General features: G+C 70.1%; 17 protein-coding genes. 12 read left to right on the top strand and 5 right to left on the bottom strand.

What is annotated here, in order from left to right; translation table 11 throughout:
- The 3 genes from CA984_RS31990 to CA984_RS31980 form a co-directional block, all read right to left on the bottom strand.
- Positions 1-580: NYN domain-containing protein (locus CA984_RS31990; RefSeq protein ID WP_133061833.1), on the bottom strand; the 580-nt coding region annotated here is incomplete at its 3' end.
- 101 nt (positions 581-681) lie between these two features.
- Positions 682-879 carry an acyl-CoA carboxylase subunit epsilon gene (locus CA984_RS31985; protein ID WP_086577199.1) on the bottom strand — a complete coding sequence of 66 codons (198 nt, stop codon included), beginning with the start codon at positions 877-879 and terminating at the stop codon, positions 682-684.
- Positions 876-2,468 (bottom strand): acyl-CoA carboxylase subunit beta, encoded by a 1,593-nt coding sequence (locus tag CA984_RS31980; RefSeq protein ID WP_086577198.1) that lies wholly within the window; start codon positions 2,466-2,468, stop codon positions 876-878. The genes CA984_RS31985 and CA984_RS31980 overlap by 4 nt, the downstream gene beginning before the upstream one ends.
- Before the next feature lie 238 nt (positions 2,469-2,706).
- Between CA984_RS31980 and CA984_RS31975 the strand changes: the two genes are divergently transcribed.
- From CA984_RS31975 to CA984_RS31965, 3 genes are all read left to right on the top strand, one after another.
- Positions 2,707-3,486 carry an ABC transporter ATP-binding protein gene (locus tag CA984_RS31975; protein ID WP_086577197.1) on the top strand — a complete coding sequence of 260 codons (780 nt, stop codon included), beginning with the start codon at positions 2,707-2,709 and terminating at the stop codon, positions 3,484-3,486.
- Positions 3,462-5,195 (top strand): hypothetical protein, encoded by a 1,734-nt coding sequence (locus CA984_RS31970; RefSeq protein ID WP_242676288.1) that lies wholly within the window; start codon positions 3,462-3,464, stop codon positions 5,193-5,195. Before CA984_RS31975 ends, CA984_RS31970 begins: the two co-directional genes overlap by 25 nt.
- A gap of 65 nt (positions 5,196-5,260) precedes the next feature.
- Positions 5,261-7,900, top strand: a complete 2,640-nt coding sequence (locus tag CA984_RS31965) for a phosphoenolpyruvate carboxylase (RefSeq protein WP_086577196.1) — start codon at positions 5,261-5,263, stop codon at positions 7,898-7,900.
- Between the two features lie 184 nt (positions 7,901-8,084).
- On the opposite strand, the gene CA984_RS31960 is transcribed toward CA984_RS31965, so the two are convergent.
- Together CA984_RS31960 and fdhD are read right to left on the bottom strand one after the other, a co-directional pair.
- Positions 8,085-8,942, bottom strand: coding sequence for a hypothetical protein (locus tag CA984_RS31960; protein ID WP_086577195.1), 858 nt, complete (start codon positions 8,940-8,942; stop codon positions 8,085-8,087).
- A 201-nt stretch (positions 8,943-9,143) separates the two neighbouring features.
- The gene (gene fdhD, locus CA984_RS31955) at positions 9,144-9,992 is read right to left on the bottom strand and encodes a formate dehydrogenase accessory sulfurtransferase FdhD (protein ID WP_086577194.1); all 849 of its coding nucleotides are present in this window, start codon (positions 9,990-9,992) and stop codon (positions 9,144-9,146) included.
- Positions 9,993-10,226: 234 nt separating this feature from the next.
- On the opposite strand from fdhD, the gene CA984_RS31950 reads away from it, so the two are divergent.
- The 9 genes from CA984_RS31950 to CA984_RS31910 form a co-directional block, all read left to right on the top strand.
- The gene (locus CA984_RS31950; RefSeq protein ID WP_086577193.1) at positions 10,227-11,051 is read left to right on the top strand and encodes a biotin--[acetyl-CoA-carboxylase] ligase; all 825 of its coding nucleotides are present in this window, start codon (positions 10,227-10,229) and stop codon (positions 11,049-11,051) included.
- Positions 11,052-11,084: 33 nt separating this feature from the next.
- On the top strand, positions 11,085-11,585 hold the full coding sequence (locus CA984_RS31945) for a PH domain-containing protein (RefSeq protein ID WP_031170915.1): 501 nt from the start codon (positions 11,085-11,087) through the stop codon (positions 11,583-11,585).
- 61 nt (positions 11,586-11,646) lie between these two features.
- The gene (locus CA984_RS31940; RefSeq protein WP_086577192.1) at positions 11,647-12,639 is read left to right on the top strand and encodes an adenylate/guanylate cyclase domain-containing protein; all 993 of its coding nucleotides are present in this window, start codon (positions 11,647-11,649) and stop codon (positions 12,637-12,639) included.
- A gap of 109 nt (positions 12,640-12,748) precedes the next feature.
- Positions 12,749-13,834: an S-(hydroxymethyl)mycothiol dehydrogenase gene (locus tag CA984_RS31935; protein ID WP_031170920.1), complete on the top strand. Its 1,086-nt coding sequence runs from the start codon at positions 12,749-12,751 to the stop codon at positions 13,832-13,834.
- Positions 13,831-14,448, top strand: a complete 618-nt coding sequence (locus CA984_RS31930; RefSeq protein WP_086577191.1) for an MBL fold metallo-hydrolase — start codon at positions 13,831-13,833, stop codon at positions 14,446-14,448. Before CA984_RS31935 ends, CA984_RS31930 begins: the two co-directional genes overlap by 4 nt.
- 148 nt (positions 14,449-14,596) lie before the next feature.
- Entirely contained in the window at positions 14,597-14,776 is a 180-nt protein-coding gene (locus CA984_RS31925) for a (2Fe-2S)-binding protein (protein ID WP_081453045.1), read from the top strand.
- 15 nt (positions 14,777-14,791) lie between these two features.
- On the top strand, positions 14,792-15,274 hold the full coding sequence (gene bfr, locus CA984_RS31920; protein ID WP_012888072.1) for a bacterioferritin: 483 nt from the start codon (positions 14,792-14,794) through the stop codon (positions 15,272-15,274).
- A 249-nt stretch (positions 15,275-15,523) separates the two neighbouring features.
- Positions 15,524-16,192, top strand: a complete 669-nt coding sequence (locus CA984_RS31915) for a response regulator transcription factor (protein WP_012888073.1) — start codon at positions 15,524-15,526, stop codon at positions 16,190-16,192.
- Between the two features lie 3 nt (positions 16,193-16,195).
- The coding region (locus CA984_RS31910) for an ATP-binding protein (RefSeq protein WP_108724642.1) at positions 16,196-17,443 on the top strand (1,248 nt) is incomplete at its 3' end.

Here is a 17,443-nt window from a genome sequence, read left to right as displayed (position 1 = left end):
GGACGGGCACGGGGGCGCGGCTGAAGTAGGAGCGGAGGAAGTCGGCGCTGATGATCTCGACGGTGTCGGACTCCCAGACGAGGCGCTCGGCCTGGTTGGTGCCGTAGGGCGGCTCGACGCCCCACAGGTGGATCCGCACGCCGTAGGCCTGGGCGGCCTCGACGGCCGGGACCATGTCCTCGTCCCCGGCGAGCAGGATCGTGTCGCTCACCGCGTGGTGCCTGGCCAGCGCCTCCAGGTCGCTCCTGATCTGCGCGTCCACGCCCTTCTGCTGGCCCCGGGCGTTGAGGTTGCCCAGGCGCACCTTCACCCAGGGGAGCTGGGCGATGACGCGCTGGTCCACGGTCGGCACGCGGTCGCGGGCGGCGTCGTACCAGTAGATCCTCAGCAGCTCGCCGTGAATGCGGGTCTCCGCGTGTTTCTGCAGTGCCTGGATCAGCTCGTCAGCCGCGACGCGGTATTCCTTGCGTTCTTTGGCACCAAGAAGCACTTCCCCCGCTGCCGCGTACAGATACCCCACATCCACCAGGACTGCGTACTTCGCGGCAACGGGATGGGAGGTGAGGTCCAGGATGGTCATGTCGTCCTCCAGGCCTCGGAACTAGCTGATCGGCTGACTATATGCGCCCATTTCTTAGATAGTCCCAACTCTCGCGCAACTTGACACCCTGTTCTTCGGATCTATCTCGGCAGGGCGCTCGATCTCCATGCACCTTGTCCAACCGGGAGAGGTTTTCGCATGCGATGTGCGGGATTACGCCAGATTTCTGGTTTCCGTACGGCTTTCGCTGCCGGGACGGCCCGCGATGCGAGCGCGACCACCAGAGCGGCGATCTCCTCCTGGGTCGCGTCGCCGTGAACGATCTTCAGGTGCGTCATAGCGGGATGTTCCCATGCTTCTTCGGGGGCAGGGTCGCGCGCTTGTTGCGCAGGGCACGCAGCGCCCTGACGATCCGCACGCGGGTCTCGGAGGGACGGATCACCGCGTCCACATAACCGCGTTCGGCGGCGAGGTACGGGTTGGCGAGAGTGTCCTCGTATTCGGTGACGAGCCGGGCCCGCTGGGCGTCGGGGTCGTCGGCCGAGGCGAGTTCGCGCCGGTAGAGGACGTTGACCGCGCCCTGCGCGCCCATCACCGCGATCTGCGCGGTCGGCCAGGCCAGGTTGACGTCCGCACCCAGGTGCTTGGAGCCCATGACGTCGTAGGCGCCGCCGTACGCCTTGCGGGTGATCACCGTGACCAGTGGCACGGTCGCCTCCGCGTATGCGTAGAGCAGCTTGGCGCCGCGACGGATGATCCCGTTCCATTCCTGGTCGGTGCCAGGCAGGAATCCGGGCACATCCACAAATGTCAGGACCGGAATGTTAAACGCGTCGCATGTTCGGACGAATCTCGCTGCTTTCTCCGAGGCCGCGATGTCCAGGGTGCCCGCGAAACTCATCGGCTGGTTGGCCACGATCCCCACCGGGCGTCCTTCGACCCTGCCGAAGCCCACGACGATGTTGGGCGCGAATTGCGCGTGCACCTCAAGGAATTCGCCGTCGTCGAGGACATGCTCGATGACCGTGCGCATGTCGTACGGCTGGTTCGCCGAATCCGGGATCAGCGTGTCGAGCTCGCGGTCCTCGCCGGTGGTCTCCAGGACCGGGTCGACGTCGAAGGCCGGGGCCTCGTCCAGGTTGTTGGACGGCAGGTAGGACAGCAGCGCCCTGGCGAACTCCAGGCAGTCGGCCTCGTCGGCGGCCTCGTAGTGCGCGACGCCGGATTTGGAGTTGTGCGTGTGCGCGCCGCCGAGCTCCTCGAACGTCACCTCCTCGCCGGTGACCGTCTTGATGACGTCGGGGCCGGTGATGAACATGTGCGACTTCTCCGACACCATCAGCACGAAGTCGGTGAGCGCGGGGGAGTAGACCGCGCCGCCCGCGCACGGACCCATGATCAGTGAGATCTGCGGGATCACCCCGGAGGCGTGCACGTTCCTCTTGAAGATCTCGGCGTACAGGCCCAGGGAGACGACGCCCTCCTGGATGCGCGCCCCGCCGGAGTCGTTGATGCCGATCACCGGGCAGCCGGTCTTCAGCGCGTGGTCCATGACCTTGACGATCTTCTCGCCGAAGACCTCGCCCAGCGATCCGCCGAACACCGTGAAGTCCTGGGAGAACACCGCCACCGGCCGGTCGTCCACCGTGCCGTGGCCGGTCACCACGCCGTCGCCGTAGGGGCGCTCGTGCTCCAGGCCGAAACTCGTGGACCGGTGCCTGGCCAGCTCGTCGAACTCCACGAAGCTGCCGTCGTCCAGCAGCTCCAGAACCCGCTCCCGGGCGGTCATCTTGCCTCTGGAGTGCTGCTTCTCCACCGCGCGCGCGGAGCCGGCGTGGGCCGCCTCGTCCAGGCGGCGCTCCAGATCGGCGAGCTTGCCCGCCGTGGTGTGAATGTCGATCCCGTCGGCTACCGGCTCAGCGCTCATCGGCCCTTCCACTCCTGTCCGCTCCACGCGGTCTCCGCGTGGTCCCGGCATGGTCCCGGCGGGTTCGGCGCGTCGTCGCGGCGCCTCACCCCGCTGGATGTGCCGGGCCCGTTCCCGGCACCTGCCCATCCTCAGCAGGGTAACCGTCTTCTGACATCACGAACTATCGGGGGCGGCCGTTCGTTACCTGCGAGGAGAACTGACCCTCAAAACCCGAAATCCTGTCAAAGTAGGGGACATGACGGACATCGCTGACGCGGTACGCACACACCAGCTCTTCAAGAGATTCGGGCATCAGGTGGCCGTGGGCGGTGTCGACCTCATCGTGCCGCAGGGCAGTTTCGCCGGGCTGGTGGGCCCGAACGGCGCCGGCAAGACCACCACGCTCAGCATGGTCACCGGACTGCTCCGCCCGGACGGCGGCGCCGTCCACATCGACGGCCTCGACGTCTGGCGCGACCCGCTCCCGGTCAAGGGCCGCATCGGCGTGCTCCCCGAGGGGCTGCGCCTGTTCGAGCGGCTGTCCGGACGGGAGCTGCTGTCCTACAACGGCCAGCTCCGGGGCATCCCCAGGGCCGAGGTGGAGCAGCGGGCCGAGGGGCTGCTCAAGGTCATGGACCTGGTGGAGTCGGCGGACAAGCTCGTCGTCGACTACTCCACCGGCATGCGCAAGAAGATCGGCCTGGCCGCCGCGCTGCTGCACAACCCCAAGGTGCTCTTCCTGGACGAGCCGTTCGAGGGCGTGGACCCGGTCAGCGCCAACACGCTGGTCGAGGTGCTCCAGCGCTACACGGCATCCGGCTCGACCGTCGTCTTCTCCAGCCACGTCATGGAGCTCGTCGAGCGCCTGTGCGACTGGGTCTCGGTGATGAACCGCGGCCAGATCGTCGCCCAGGGACCGCTGGACCAGGTCCGTGCGGGGCGCAGCCTCAACGAGGCCTTCCTCGGCCTGGTCGGCGTCCGGGGTGACGGGAACGGGGAGGAGGGGCTGTCATGGCTGGGCGCGACCTCGGCATGAGCGCGGCGGCCGGGGACCCCCGGGAGGGCGCTCCCGGCGCGGCGGGCGTTCCCGCGGCCGGTGCCGCGGGCGGGGCCTCCGCCGCGGGCGCCCCCGGTACGGGCGCCGCGGTCCGGCGGACCGGCGGGGACGGCGCGGTCCGGGTGGGGCCCTCGGTCTTCGTCCGGCTCAAGCTCCGCCTGATCGTCGGGAACCTGCGCGGCAGCACCCAGCGCCTGCTCGGATTCGTCTTCACCGTGATCGCCGCGGTCGTCGTGGCGAGCCTCGGCTTCTTCGCGATGACCATGCTCCGGTTCGCGCCCGCCGACATCGCGACGGACGTCGTGATCGTGCTGTTCACCACTTTCCTGGTGAGCTGGGCGATCGTCCCGCTGCTGGCGTTCGGCCTGGACGACACGCTCGACCCGTCCCGGCTGTCGCTCTTCCCGCTGCGGACCGGCCAGCTCGCCGCCGGCATGTTCGCCGCCTCGGTCACCGGCGTCTGGCCGATCGCCACTCTGATCATCACGGCCGGGGCCGTCGCGGGCCTGGCCACCGGGATCGGCGGGGTCCTCCTGGGCGTCGTCGCGGTGCTGCTGCAGTTCGCGCTCTGCATCGTCACCTCGCGGCTGGTCACCACCTCCCTGTCCGGCGTCCTTCGCACCCGCAGGGGCCGGGACGTGCTCGCCGTCTCGGTGGTCTTCTTCATCCTGGCGGCCCAGCTCCCCAACCTGCTGCTCAACGGCGGCCTGGCGGGCGACCTGGCCGGGACGCTGCGCGGCGTCGCCTCGGTGCTGCGCTGGACCCCGCCGGGCATGGCCGCGCACGCCATCGCCGACGGCGGCGCCGTGGCGGCCGCCGAGCTGGCCTTCCTCGCCGCCCTGACCGTCGTGCTGGGATGGCTCTGGATCGTGGCGCTCCGCCGGGCGCTGGTCTCCACGGACGCCTCCACCGAGGGAGCCTCCGTCCGCAACTCCAAGGGCCTGCTGGCGCGCGTCCTGCCCGACGGGCCGCTCGCCGCGGTCGCCACCAAGGAGCTCAAGTACGCCCGCCGCGACCCCAGGGGCCGGGTCGGCTGGTTCGCGGCCGTCGCCGTCACGGGCGTGATGGCCTTCTCCCTGAGCCGTGACGGGACGGGGACCGGAGGCGTCGCCCTGGCGATCGCCCCGGCGTGCATCGGCGGGGTGATGATCGGCCTGCAGTCGTCCAACTCCTTCGGCATCGACGGCCGCTCGCTGTGGATGAACTCCATGGTCTACGGCACGGGCCGGGACTGGCGGGCCGACCTCGCCGGACGGCACCTGGCCGTCATGACGATCGCGGCCCCGCTGTTGGCCGCGCTGTCCGTGGTCGCCGCCCTCCTCGCCGGGAACCTGGCCTGGGCCGTCCCGGCCGCGCTCACCGCCTGGGGCATCCTCGGCGTCGGCCTCGGCGTGGGCGCCCTGACGAGCGTGCTGCTGCCGTACACGGTGCCCGAGCGGCTCAACGCCTTCACCGGCGCCGCTCCCGGGCAGGGCGGAGTCGCCTTCGCGGCCTCCTTCGGCGCGATGATCGGCAGCAGCGTGCTGGCGCTGCCGGTCGCGCTGCCGGTCCTCCTCGGCCTCACCTGGGTCAGCGTGCTGGCCGTGCCGTACGGCCTGCTGATCTCCTGGGGCGGCCGCCGGATCGCCGGTGACCTCGGGTTCAGGAGGTATCCCGAGATCCTGGCCGCGACCTCCCAGCCGGGCTGAGTGGTCTAGTCCAATAGGTGAGACCAGTCTCCGCCGGAGAAAACGGACTGACTACGCTGGCAAGCATGTCCGCCATCGCGCACCACCAGGCAGAACGTTCTTCCGCCGTCACCGAGATGCCCGACGAGCTGCGCGCGGACGTGCGGCTGCTCGGCGAGCTCCTGGGGCAGGTCATCGCCGAGTACGGCGGCGATGATCTGCTCGCCGATGTCGAACGTCTTCGCAAGGCCGTCATCGCGGCCCGTCGCGGGAAGGTCTCGGTCGACGAGATCACCGCGATGGTCTCCGAGTGGCCCGTCGAGCGGGCGGTGCAGATCGCCCGGGCGTTCACCTGCTACTTCCACCTGGCCAACCTGGCCGAGGAGCACTTCCGCATCCGCACGCTCCGGGTCCGCGACACCGGCGAGGAGCCGCTGCCCGAGTCCCTGGCACAGGCCGTGCAGGAGCTCGGCGGCGAGCGCGTCACCGAGCTGGTGGAGGGGCTGCGGCTGCACCCGGTGCTGACCGCGCACCCGACCGAGGCCCGCAGGCGCGCGGTGGTCACCGCCATCCAGCGGATCAGCGGCCAGCTCGCCGCCTACAACAGCCCCGAGCGGGGCGCCGCCGAGCGGGCCGAGACCCGGCGGCGGCTGCTGGAGGAGATCGACCTGCTCTGGCGGACCTCCCAGCTCAGGTCCACCAAGCTCGACCCGCTGGACGAGGTCCGCACCGCCATGGCGGCCTTCGACGAGACCCTGTTCCGGGTGGTGCCGCTGGTCTACCGCTCGCTGGACGCCGCGCTCGGCGAGGGCACCGGCACCCGCGAGCCGCTGGCCCGCCCCTTCATCCGCTACGGGAGCTGGATCGGCGGTGACCGGGACGGCAACCCCAACGTCACCGCCAAGGTGACCAGGGACGCCGTGCTCATCCAGGCCGAGCACGTGCTGATCGCCCTGGAGAACGCCACCCACAGGATCGCCCGCACCCTCACCCTGACCGCGGGCTACACCCCCGCCTCGCCGCAGCTGCGGGCCGCGCTCGCCGCCGCCGAGAACGACCACCCCGAGCTGGTCTCGGAGATGGCCACCCGCTCCCCGCAGGAGCCGCACCGGCAGTGGCTGCTGTTCGTCGCCGCCCGGATCGTGGCCACCCGGCAGCGCGGCCTCGACCTGGCCTACCGCTCGCCCGAAGAACTCCTGGGCGACCTGCGGACCGCCCAGGCGTCGCTGGTCGCGGCCGGGGCGGAGCGACAGGCGTACGGCGAGCTGCAGCACCTGATCTGGCAGGTGGAGACGTTCGGCTTCCACCTGGCCGAGCTTGAGGTGCGCCAGCACTCGCAGGTCCACGCCGCCGCGCTGGCCGAGCTCGACGCCGGGCGCACCTCCGAGCGCACCGACGAGGTCCTGGCCACCATCCGGACGATCGGCTGGATCCAGGAGCGGTACGGCGTGACCGCCTGCTCCCGCTACGTCGTCTCCTTCACCCGCTCGGCCGACGACATCGCCGCGGTCTACGCGCTGGCCGGGCACGCGCTCGGCGACAAGGCCCCGCAGCTCGACGTGGTCCCGCTGTTCGAGTCGGGCGCCGACCTGGCCAACGCTCCGGGAGTGCTGTCGGGGATGCTGGAGATCCCGGGCATCCAGGAGCGTCTCGCCGCCAACGGCCGCCGCCTGGAGGTCATGCTCGGCTACTCCGACTCCGCCAAGGAGCTCGGCCCGGCCGCCGCGACCCTGAAGCTGTACGAGGCCCAGGAGGCCCTGACCGCGTGGGCCGCCGAGCACGACGTGCGGCTGACGCTGTTCCACGGCCGGGGCGGCGCCCTGGGCCGGGGCGGCGGACCGGCCAACCGGGCCGTGCTCGCCCAGGCGCCCGGCTCGGTCGGCGGCAGGTTCAAGGTCACCGAGCAGGGCGAGGTCATCTTCGCCCGCTACGGCCACGCCGCCATCGCCCGCCGCCACATGGAGCAGGTCACCTCGGCGGTGCTGCTCGCCTCCACCCCGTCGATCGAGGCCCGTACGGCCGAGGCCGCCGGACGCTTCCGGGGCATGGCCGAGCAGGTCGCCTCCGCCTCGGAGAAGGCCTACCGGTCGCTGACCGAGGCGCCCGGCTTCCCCGAGTGGTTCTCCCTGGTCAGCCCGCTGGAGGAGATCGGCTCGCTCCGCCTCGGCTCCCGCCCCGCCAGGCGCGGCCTCGGTGCGCCCCGGTCGCTGGACGACCTGCGGGCCATCCCGTGGGTGTTCGCCTGGGCCCAGACCCGGGTCAACCTGCCCGGCTGGTACGGCCTGGGCAGCGGCCTGGAGGCGGTGATCTCCGATTCCGGCCTGGACGAGCTGCGCGCCGCCTACCGCGAGTGGCCGCTGTTCGCCTCGTTGCTGGACAACGTGGAGATGTCGCTGGCCAAGACCGACCGCGACATCGCGGCCCGCTATCTCGCGCTGGGCGGCCGGGACGACTTCGTCGAGCAGGTCCTGCGCGAGTACGACCTCACCCGCCGCCTGGTCCTGGAGATCACCGGCCACAGCCGCCTGCTGGAGAACCGCCGGGTGCTCTCGCGCGCGGTCCAGCTCCGCGACCCCTACGTGGACGCGCTCTCCCATCTCCAGCTCCGCGCGCTGTCGACGCTCCGCGCCGACGACGGGCTGTCGGAGGAGGAGCGCGAGCGCCTGTCCACGCTGCTGCTGCTGTCGGTCAACGGCGTCGCCGCCGGCCTGCAGAACACCGGCTGACCTCCCCTCCCCGGAGGAGGATCCTCATCCGGCCGGGGCCGGGCCCACCACGCTGAAAGGCCGGGCCCTCCCCGGGGACCTGCCGGTGATCGAGCGACTCGTCGCGGCGGCCTACCGGCCGTGGGCGGACCTGATCGGGGTCCGCCCCGATTGCCATAGGGGAACGGGGCGGCCTCCCGATGCCTCAGCCGAACAGGGCGTCGGTCGAATCCGCTGTGGCCGCGAGACGGATCCATGCCTCGATCTGTTCGATATCAGTGCAATTCGTGATGCGTTCCCTGGCATCGTCGGACATCTCGATTCCGCGTGCGGCGAGAACCGCCAGGAGAGCCCTGGTCTCGCCTTCGGCCCGCCCCTCTGCGACGTATTTCCGGGCGAAGTCGCTTTGGTATTCATAGGTGCCGGTCTCCATCATTACCTCCAGAGAAAGTCGGGCGGCGGGTGGAAGCGCCATGAGCACGAAATCAGAATACAGTCGGGCCTGGTCGTCATCGATGGTGGAGAGCCCACCGAACAGGGCTCGGAGCACGTCGGCCCCTTCCGGTGAGCCTCCATGCGCCATCGCCGACAGTACGGCCAGTTCGGGGGCGCGGGCGGCTTCCTTGGCGTCGGTCACCATCGGCACGGCCTCAGGGCCGATGACGAGCGGAGCGAGTGTCCAACCGGGATGCCCCAGGGGGATCGGGGTCGCACACCATATGGCGGTCCGGGTGTTGGTGCAGATCACCAGCAATACCGTCGGGCAGCGCGTCCGGGCGCGGAGGGTGGCCAGATAGACCGGCCAGCTCCACCTTTTGTCCTTGTCCTGGCCTCGCTGCACCTCAACCACGACCGCCAGCGCCGGTTCGTCGGCCAGAGTGAGCATCACCACCGCGTCCGCCCGGTATTCCGTCGGCGTGCAGTCGGTGAACTCCTCCGACTCCAGCCGGGCCTCACTGTAGGTGGGAATTGTGACGCCCAGCGCGTCCACCAGCAGTTCGGCGGCGAGGGACGGACGGTTGCGGAAGAGGTGGATCAAGGTTTCGTGTTCCTGCGATGGCATGGCCGTCAGATTACTCAGAGCATTCGATTCGCGGGAAGTTTTTTCGAAAAACAGAGGAGGCTAATCGATAAAATAACAAATTTCCAGTTTGGATTAAAAATAAATCGGTGAGTGCTTTTTGGGTCATTTGCGGTTCTGAAAGATGAGGATCGCTCTGGCAGGTCGGCCTGGGGGAATCGCCGGTATTTCGGCGGTGGGGGCTCAGGGAACGACCCGTTCCGGGGACGAGTAGAGGTTGAAGCGCTCGTCGCGGAGGAAGCCGACCAGCGTCATCCCGAACTCCCTGGCCAGGTCGACGGCCAGGGAGGAGGGCGCGGAGACCGCGCAGACGACCGGCACGCCCGCCGCGAGGGCCTTCTGCATGATCTCGTAGCTGCTGCGCCCGCTGACCATCAGGATGTGCCCGCCCAGCGGCAGCCTCCCGTTCATCAGGGCCCAGCCGACCAGCTTGTCCACCGCGTTGTGCCGTCCCACGTCCTCGCGGATCGCCAGCAGCTCCCCCGCGACGGTGAACAGCCCGGCCGCGTGCAGCCCGCCGGTCTTGCCGAACACGCCCTGGCCCTCCCGCAGCCGGTGCGGCAGGCCGTACAGGATCTCGGGGGAGACCCGCAGGTCCTCCTGGTCGGGCAGCGGGGAGCAGCGGCCGCGCAGCGCGTCGAGGCTGGCGGTGCCGCAGACGCCGCAGGCGCTCGACGTCACGAAGTGCCGGTCGAGGGCGGGCAGGTCGGGCAGCCGCCCGCCGCGCAGCCGTACCGTCACCGTGTTGTAGCGGGCCTCGGGCGCCACGTCCGCATCGGTGCAGTAGGCGATGGAGGAGAGGTCTCCCGGGGCGATGACGCCCTCGCCGTACAGGAACCCGGCCGCCAGCTCGAAGTCCGCGCCCGGGGTCCGCATGGTGATCGCGACCGTACGGCGTGCCTCGCCCGCCTGGATCCGGATCTCCAGCGGCTCCTCGGTGGCCAGGTCGTCGCGGTGGTCCCTGACGGTCCCGGCCGACACCTGCCGGACCCGGGCCCGCGTGGTCGGCCCCGGTCTCGTGACGCTATCCACGGGTGGTCCGCCGGGGCTCCGGACGGAGGTCCGGCCCGCGCTCCCCGGTCACGGAGGCGTCCCGGCGGGCCTGGTCATGCGGGGTGAGGCGTCTGCTCATATCGACATCCTCTCGCGCTCTCACCTGTGCGGATAGTCGCGTATCCGGCCCGCCTCCGCCGCGTGGCCGCGGTATTCCCTGGTCATTGACGTAATTCGGTAACAGGCGGTCGGTAAGGGAGGGAAGATGGCTAAGTGCTCGACTCGCCCTTCACCGATCTCGACCGCCCGCCGCTCTCCCAGGCGGCGCTCACCCGTGCCCTGGTCCGCCCCGGCGGCCTGTGGTCCGACATCACCGTCGTCGGCAGGACCGGATCGACGAACGCCGATCTCGCCCAGACCGTCCGTGACGGCGCGAGGCAGGGGGCCGTGCTCATCGCCGAGGCGCAGTTCGCCGGACGCGGCAGGCTCGGCCGCGTCTGGAACGCGCCGCCGCGTTCCGGCCTGACGTTCTCGGTGCTCCTGCGGCCCGAGCCGCCTCCCGCCAGGCAGGGCTGGCTGCCGCTGCTCGTGGGCCTGGCCGTCGCGTCGGCCGTGCGCAAGGTCGCCGAGGTGGACGCCCGCCTGAAGTGGCCCAACGACCTGCTGATCGGGGAGCGCAAGCTCGCCGGGGTGCTCGCCGAGCGGGTGGACAGCGCGGTGATCGTGGGGGTCGGGCTCAACGTGAGCGTCCGCGCCGACGAGCTGCCCGTGGAGACCGCCACCTCGCTGGCCCTGGCGGAGGCCGCCTGCGTCGACCGCGACCCGCTCATCCGGGCGGTGCTGCGGGAGATCGAGATCCACTACCGCGAATGGTCGCAGGCGGACGGCGACGCCGACGCGTGCGGGCTGCGGGCCGCCTACCTCGGGATCAGCGCGACGGTCGGCCGCGAGGTCAGGGTGGAGCTGCCGGGAGAGCGGGTGCTCACCGGGCCGGCCACCGGCGTCGACGAGTCCGGGCACCTGCTCGTCCGGTCCAAGGGCGTGGAGCACACGCTGAGCGCCGGCGACGTCGTGCACGTCCGGCCGCACACATCATGACGCGGGGCGGCTAGGCGTGCCACGATTTGCCCCATGGGTCTCCCGGATCACCACCTGACGGAGGGCGAGCAACGCATCCGCGCGTTCCGCCCCCACTGGAAGCGTCTCGTCATCCCGCTGCTCGCGCTGATCCTCATCATCGCCGGGTCCAGTGCGGCGATCTTCTTCATGCCCGCCTTCGAATACGACTCCTACGCGCGCATCGCGGTGGCCGTGATCGCGGTCGGGCTGCTGACCGTGTGGTCGTTCGTCCCGTACCTGCAGTGGAAGAACACCTCGTACGTGCTCACCTCGCACCGGTTGACGATCAGCACGGGCGTGCTGAACAAGTCCAACGACGACATCCCGATGAGCAAGGTCAACACGGTCAGCGCCGACCAGACGCTGATGGAGCGGATACTCGGCTGCGGCACGCTCAACGTCGAGTCGGCGGGGGAGCAGGGGCACATCACGCTGCGCGACATCCCCCGGATCCAGGACGTGCGGGCCGAGCTGTTCCGCGCGCTCGACGACGCGTCCGACGGCGATCCGTGAGGGACCGGTGGCCGCGTGGCGTACCGTCACGTGGCGTAATCTCCTGGATTGGGGAAGGAAGATGGGCGGAGGGGAAGTGACGGGACGTCCGACGGCCGAGGAGATCGAACAGCTCTTCGTCGGCGCCTCGCCCCGCCACACCCGGGTCCGGGTGGCCGAGCTCGCCGGGGTGCCGCAGGATCTCGCCGAGCGGATCTGGCGCGCCCTGGGGTTCGCCACGCTGGCCGACGACGCGGTGGCCTTCACCGACGCCGACGTGGCCGCGCTCGAACGGGTCCGGGCGATGATGGAGGGCGGCCTGCTGGACGACCAGACGGTCGTCCGGATGGCCAGGGCGCTGGGCCAGACGACCGCCAGGCTCGCGCAGTGGCAGGCCGAGATCATGATCGGCGCCATGCTGGAGCCGGACCAGCAGCCCACCGACGCCGCGCTGGCCGCGATCCTGGACGCCGCCCACCGACTGCTCCCGGACTTCGAGCAGGTGCTGATCCACGTCTGGCGGGCCCAGCTCGCCGCCGCCGGGACCAGGCTGCTGGCCATCACCGACCTCACCGAGGAGATCGTGCCCACCCGGCTGACCCTCGCGGTGGGCTTCGCCGACCTGGTCTCCTTCACCCAGGTCTCCCGGGAGCTGGACGAGCGCGCCCTGGCCGAGCTGGTCGAGGGGTTCGAGTCCCGGGCCTCCGACGTGGTCGCCGCGCACGGCGGCCGGATGGTCAAGACCCTCGGCGACGAGGTGCTGTTCACCGCGGCCGATCCGCGCACGGCCGCCCTGATCGCGCTGGAGCTCGTCGAAGCGATCCGCCGCGACGGGCCCGAGGTGCGGATCGGGCTGGCCTACGGGCCGGTCCTGCCGGTGATGGGCGACGTCTTCGGGACCACTGTCAACCTGGCGGCCCGGCTGACGGCCATCGCCCGTCCCGGCACGATCATCGTCGACGGCGAGCTCGCCGAGGCCGTCGGGGAGATGCCCGGCGTCGAGGCGCATCGCATCCGGCGCAGGCCCGCCCGAGGTCTCGGGGTGGTCCAGCCCTACGTCCTCCGCAGAGCCTGAGCCGTCAGCGCTCCGCGGAGCCTGATAGGCATGGACGTGGAGGCGCGTTCATGCGAACGCCGCTTCACCGGTAACCGAGTTCGAAGATCTCAAAGATGAGGTGCAGGACATGCCGTACACCGTGCAAGGCGTGGTCGCGCGTGGCAAGGGTGAGCCCGTCTCGCTGGAGACGGTCCACGTGCCGGACCCCGGTCCCGGCGAGGCGGTGGTGACCGTCCAGGCCTGTGGCGTCTGCCATACCGATCTGCACTACCGCGAGGGCGGGATCAACGACGAGTTCCCGTTCCTGCTCGGCCACGAGGCCGCCGGAGTGGTCGAGGCCGTCGGCGAGGGGGTCACCGACGTGGCCCCCGGCGACTACGTGATCCTGAACTGGCGGGCGGTCTGCGGCGACTGCCGCGCCTGCCGGCGCGGCCGTCCGTGGTACTGCTTCAACACCCACAACGCGACCCAGAAGATGACCCTGGCGGACGGCACGCCGCTCAGCCCGGCCCTGGGCATCGGCGCCTTCATCGAGAAGACCCTGGTCGCGGCCGGGCAGTGCACCAAAGTCGACCCGGCGGCGCCGGCGACGGTGGCGGGCCTGCTGGGCTGCGGCGTGATGGCGGGAATCGGCGCGGCCATCAACACCGGTGGTGTGACCCGCGGCGACAGCGTGGCCGTCATCGGCTGCGGCGGCGTCGGCGGCGCGGCCGTCCACGGCTCCTGGCTGGCGGGCGCCACGAAGATCATCGCGGTGGACGTGGACGACCGCAAGCTCGCCTGGGCCAAGGACTTCGGCGCCACCCACACGGTCAACTCCCGCACCACCGACCCGGTGGAGGCGATCCGGGAGATCACCGGCGGCAACGGCGCGGACGTGGTGATCGAGGCGGTCGGCCGTCCGGAGACCTACAAGCAGGCCTTCTACGCCCGCGACCTGGCCGGGACCGTGGTCCTGGTGGGCGTGCCCACCCCGGAGATGACACTGGAGCTTCCGCTGCTGGACGTCTTCGGCCGGGGCGGGGCGCTGAAGTCGTCCTGGTACGGCGACTGCCTGCCCACCCGTGACTTCCCGATGCTCATCGACCTCTACCTCGGGGGGCGGCTGAACCTGGAGGGCTTCGTCTCCGAGACGATCGGCCTCGGCGACGTCGAGGAGGCCTTCGCCAAGATGCAGCGCGGCGAGGTTCTCCGTTCGGTGGTGGTCCTGTGATCGGCAAGGTCGTCACCTCGGGGACGTTCTCGCTGGACGGCGGGACGTGGGAGGTCGACAACAACGTCTGGCTGGTCGGCTCCGACAGCGAGGTCGTCGTCATCGACGCCGCGCACGACGCCGAGGCCATCGTCGAGGGGATCGGCGGCCGTGAGGTCAGGGCGATCGTCTGCACCCACGGGCACAACGACCACATCGACGCCGCGGCCGACCTCGCCGCGCGGGTGGGCGCCCCGATCCTGCTGCACCCGGCCGACCAGGTCCTGTGGGAGATGGTCTACGGCGACATGCCGTACACGCCGCTGCGGGACGGCCAGGTGATCTCGGCGGGCGGGGTCGAGCTGACCGTGCTGCACACGCCCGGCCATGCGCCGGGCGCGGTCTGCCTGCATGCGCCGGAGATCGGGGCGGTCTTCAGCGGCGACACGCTGTTCAAGGGCGGCCCCGGCGCGACGGGCAGGTCCTTCTCCTCCTTCGACACCATCATCGACTCGATCCGCGGGCGCCTGCTGACCCTGCCGGAGGACACGGCCGTGCACACCGGTCACGGCGACTCCACCACGATCGGCGCGGAGGCTCCGCACCTGGAGGATTGGCTGCTCAGAGGGCACTGACAGCCGCGACGACGTCGCCCGGTCCCCAATGAGGTGGCGGGGGAGCAGGCCTTGTGTGGCCCACCACACATAGGCAAGCCTTACCGAATGAGCTAAATTAGGTGTGCCTAACCTATGAAAGCTCCTCAAGAGAGGCTTCTCCCCCGCCATGTATGTATGTGTCTGCCGCGCGGTTACCGAGAACGAGGTGCATGACTGCATCGCGGGCGGTGCGAAGAGCGCGCGCCAGGTCCGCGACATCACCGGCGCCGGGGGCGACTGCGCTTCTTGCGTACGCAAGATCTGTGCAATCCTGAAGCGGTCTGAAGATTTGTTGCCGACCGCGTAGCACGAGGAGCCCGTCATGCAGGGCGACAAGAAGATCATCGAACTGCTCAACGAACAGCTCACGGCCGAGCTGACAGCGATCAACCAGTACTTCCTGCACGCCAAGATGCAGGAGAACTGGGGTTACACCAGACTCGCGAAGTACACCCGCGAAGAGTCCATCGACGAGATGCGCCACGCGGAGAAGCTGACCGACCGCATCCTTTTCCTCGAAGGCCTGCCCAACTATCAGAAGCTGGGCATCCTGCACATCGGCCAGACCGTCAAGGAGCAGCTCCGCGCCGACCTGGACGTCGAGCTTGAGGTCGTCACGCGTCTGAGGCCCGCCATCATCCTGATGCGCGAGAAGGGCGACGCCACCTCGGCCCGCATCTTCGAGGAGATCCTCGAAGATGAGGAGCGCCACATCGACTACCTGGAGACCGAGCTGGGGCTCATCGAGAGCCTCGGTGAGCAGCTCTACCTGGCCCGCTACGCCGAGCCGCCGTCGGCTTCCTGAGTCGATCGCCCGAACACGCCCGCCGCGTCCCTTACGGCCGGGCGTGTTCTGCTTTGTCGGTGAGGTCATTGGTGAGCCTGTCCTTTCCAGGCTCTTACGAGGCGGGAGCCGTACCCCGCGGCCCTGAACCGTTGCGGGACGACTATCCGGGATTTATCAGTGTTTGCCCAGGTCAATGGATAGGTCAATGACGAGTCAAACCGCGCGCTGTAGCCGGGAAACGATCGCCTAAGGTCCTACGATCGCAACATGACCTGTGTACTTCTCGCCGAGGATGACACCTCGATCTCCGAACCGCTGGCGCGTGCACTGCGCCGCGAAGGCTATCAAGTCGAGGTGAGCCCCGACGGCCCGCAGGCCCTGGAGCGGGCTCTGTCGGGTGGCATCGACTTGATAGTTCTTGACCTGGGCCTACCCGAGATGGACGGTCTCGAGGTGGCCCGGCGTATCCGCGCGGAAGGGCACGGCACGCCCGTGCTCATCCTCACGGCCCGTGTCGACGAGGTGGACACCGTGGTGGGCCTCGACGCCGGGGCCGACGACTACGTCACCAAACCGTTCCGCCTGGCGGAGCTCCTGGCTCGGGTCCGCGCCCTCCTGCGGCGCGGCACGTCCGAGACGCCCGTGGTGCAGGGCGTGCGCATCGACGCCGACTCCCGTCGCGCGTGGATGGGCGACAAGGAGCTGCACCTGACGACCAAGGAGTTCGACCTGCTGCGCGTCCTCGTCCGCGACGCCGGCAAGGTGGTCACCCGCGAGCAGATCATGCGCGAGGTGTGGGACACCAACTGGTGGGGCTCCACCAAGACTCTCGACATGCACATCTCGTGGCTGCGCCGCAAGCTGGGTGACGACGCCGCCAAGCCCCGTTACATCACGACGGTCCGAGGGGTCGGCTTCCGGTTCGAACGCGAGTAGGGGATGCGTCGTCGACTGCTCTCCTCCACTCTGCTCGTCGCGGTCATCGGGGTGCTCCTGCTCGGCATCCCCCTGGGCGTGGCGGTCAACCGGCTGATCGAGGAAGAGGCGACCCAGGAGCTCTCCTCCCAGGCCAAGAGTCTGCTGGGGGAAGTGGAGTATGCCCGGATCCAGGATCAGCCCATCGATCCCGAACAGCTCAAGCGCAAATATCCCGACCGCTACATCCAGATCTATGCGAAGGGGACGCCGCCGCAGGTGACGACGGTGGGCGACGAGCCCCCCGAGAATCACAAGATGACCCAGGACGCCCAGTCGGAGAACGGGGTGTACGTCGCGGTCAGCCGGGACAAGACGGAGGTGGAGCGCGAGGTCCGGGCGTGGCTCCTGCTCATCCTGGCGCTCGCCGCGGCGGCGCTCGCGGTCGCGGTCGGGCTCGCCATCGTGCAGTCGCGCCGTCTGACGCTCCCGCTCAGCGACCTGGCGATGATCGCTGAGCGGCTCGGCTCCGGGGACGCCAGGCCGAGCAAGCACCGGTACGGCATCCAGGAGCTCGACCGGGTGGCCGAGGTGCTGGACCGCAGCGCGACCCGGATCTCCGACCTGCTGGCCAGGGAGCGGGAGTTCGCGACCGACGCCTCGCACCAGCTCCGCACGCCGCTCACCGGGCTGACCATGCGGCTGGAGGAGATCGTGGCGGCCGCGCACGAGCCCGGCATCGTCAAGGAGGAGGGCGAGGCCGCCATCGTGCAGGCCGAGCGGCTCACCGCCGTGATCGACGAACTGCTGGCCGCCGCCAGACGGCAGCGGCACGCCCAGACCGAGGTGGTCGAGCTCGACGACCTGCTGGACCAGCAGTTCATCGAGTGGGGTCCGGCATTCCGCCGGGTCGGCCGGCAGCTCAAGCTGTCCGGCACGCGCGGCCTCCAGGCGGTGGGCACCAGCGGCGGCATCAGCCAGGTGGTCTCCACCCTCCTGGAGAACTCGCTGGAGCACGGCGACGGCGCGGTGACGGTGACCACCAGCGACAAGGACAGGTCCGTCCTCGTCGAGGTCGTGGACGAGGGGGAGGGCATCCCCGAGGACATCGCCCCCCGGGTCTTCGAACGCAACGTGAGCGGTGCGGGGGGCACCGGGCTGGGGCTGACCCTCGCGCGGGCGCTGGCCGCCGCCGACGGCGGGCGCCTGGAGCTGGTACGGCCGCGCCCCGCGGCCTTCGCGCTGTTCCTGCGGCAGGTCGGCGACCCCGGC

The organism is Streptosporangium minutum, assembly GCF_002149035.1.
In the GTDB taxonomy this organism is placed as follows: Bacteria; Actinomycetota; Actinomycetes; order Streptosporangiales; family Streptosporangiaceae; genus Streptosporangium; species Streptosporangium minutum.
Note: the sequence above shows the minus strand (reverse complement) of the source record. Positions and strands in the feature narration are given on the sequence as shown.

Bases quoted from the DNA above. Each gene is read 5' to 3' on its own strand.
- CA984_RS31975 (WP_086577197.1), top strand. From the start codon at position 2,707: ATGACGGACATCGCTGACGCGGTACGCACACACCAGCTCTTCAAGAGA.
- CA984_RS31945 (WP_031170915.1), top strand. From the start codon at position 11,085: ATGGGTCTCCCGGATCACCACCTGACGGAGGGCGAGCAACGCATCCGC.
- CA984_RS31935 (WP_031170920.1), top strand. From the start codon at position 12,749: ATGCCGTACACCGTGCAAGGCGTGGTCGCGCGTGGCAAGGGTGAGCCC.
- CA984_RS31970 (WP_242676288.1), top strand. From the start codon at position 3,462: ATGGCTGGGCGCGACCTCGGCATGAGCGCGGCGGCCGGGGACCCCCGG.
- CA984_RS31965 (WP_086577196.1), top strand. From the start codon at position 5,261: ATGTCCGCCATCGCGCACCACCAGGCAGAACGTTCTTCCGCCGTCACC.
- CA984_RS31915 (WP_012888073.1), top strand. From the start codon at position 15,524: ATGACCTGTGTACTTCTCGCCGAGGATGACACCTCGATCTCCGAACCG.
- CA984_RS31980 (WP_086577198.1), bottom strand. From the start codon at position 2,468: ATGAGCGCTGAGCCGGTAGCCGACGGGATCGACATTCACACCACGGCG.
- CA984_RS31960 (WP_086577195.1), bottom strand. From the start codon at position 8,942: ATGCCATCGCAGGAACACGAAACCTTGATCCACCTCTTCCGCAACCGT.
- CA984_RS31940 (WP_086577192.1), top strand. From the start codon at position 11,647: ATGGGCGGAGGGGAAGTGACGGGACGTCCGACGGCCGAGGAGATCGAA.
- CA984_RS31985 (WP_086577199.1), bottom strand. From the start codon at position 879: ATGACGCACCTGAAGATCGTTCACGGCGACGCGACCCAGGAGGAGATC.
- bfr (WP_012888072.1), top strand. From the start codon at position 14,792: ATGCAGGGCGACAAGAAGATCATCGAACTGCTCAACGAACAGCTCACG.
- CA984_RS31925 (WP_081453045.1), top strand. From the start codon at position 14,597: ATGTATGTATGTGTCTGCCGCGCGGTTACCGAGAACGAGGTGCATGAC.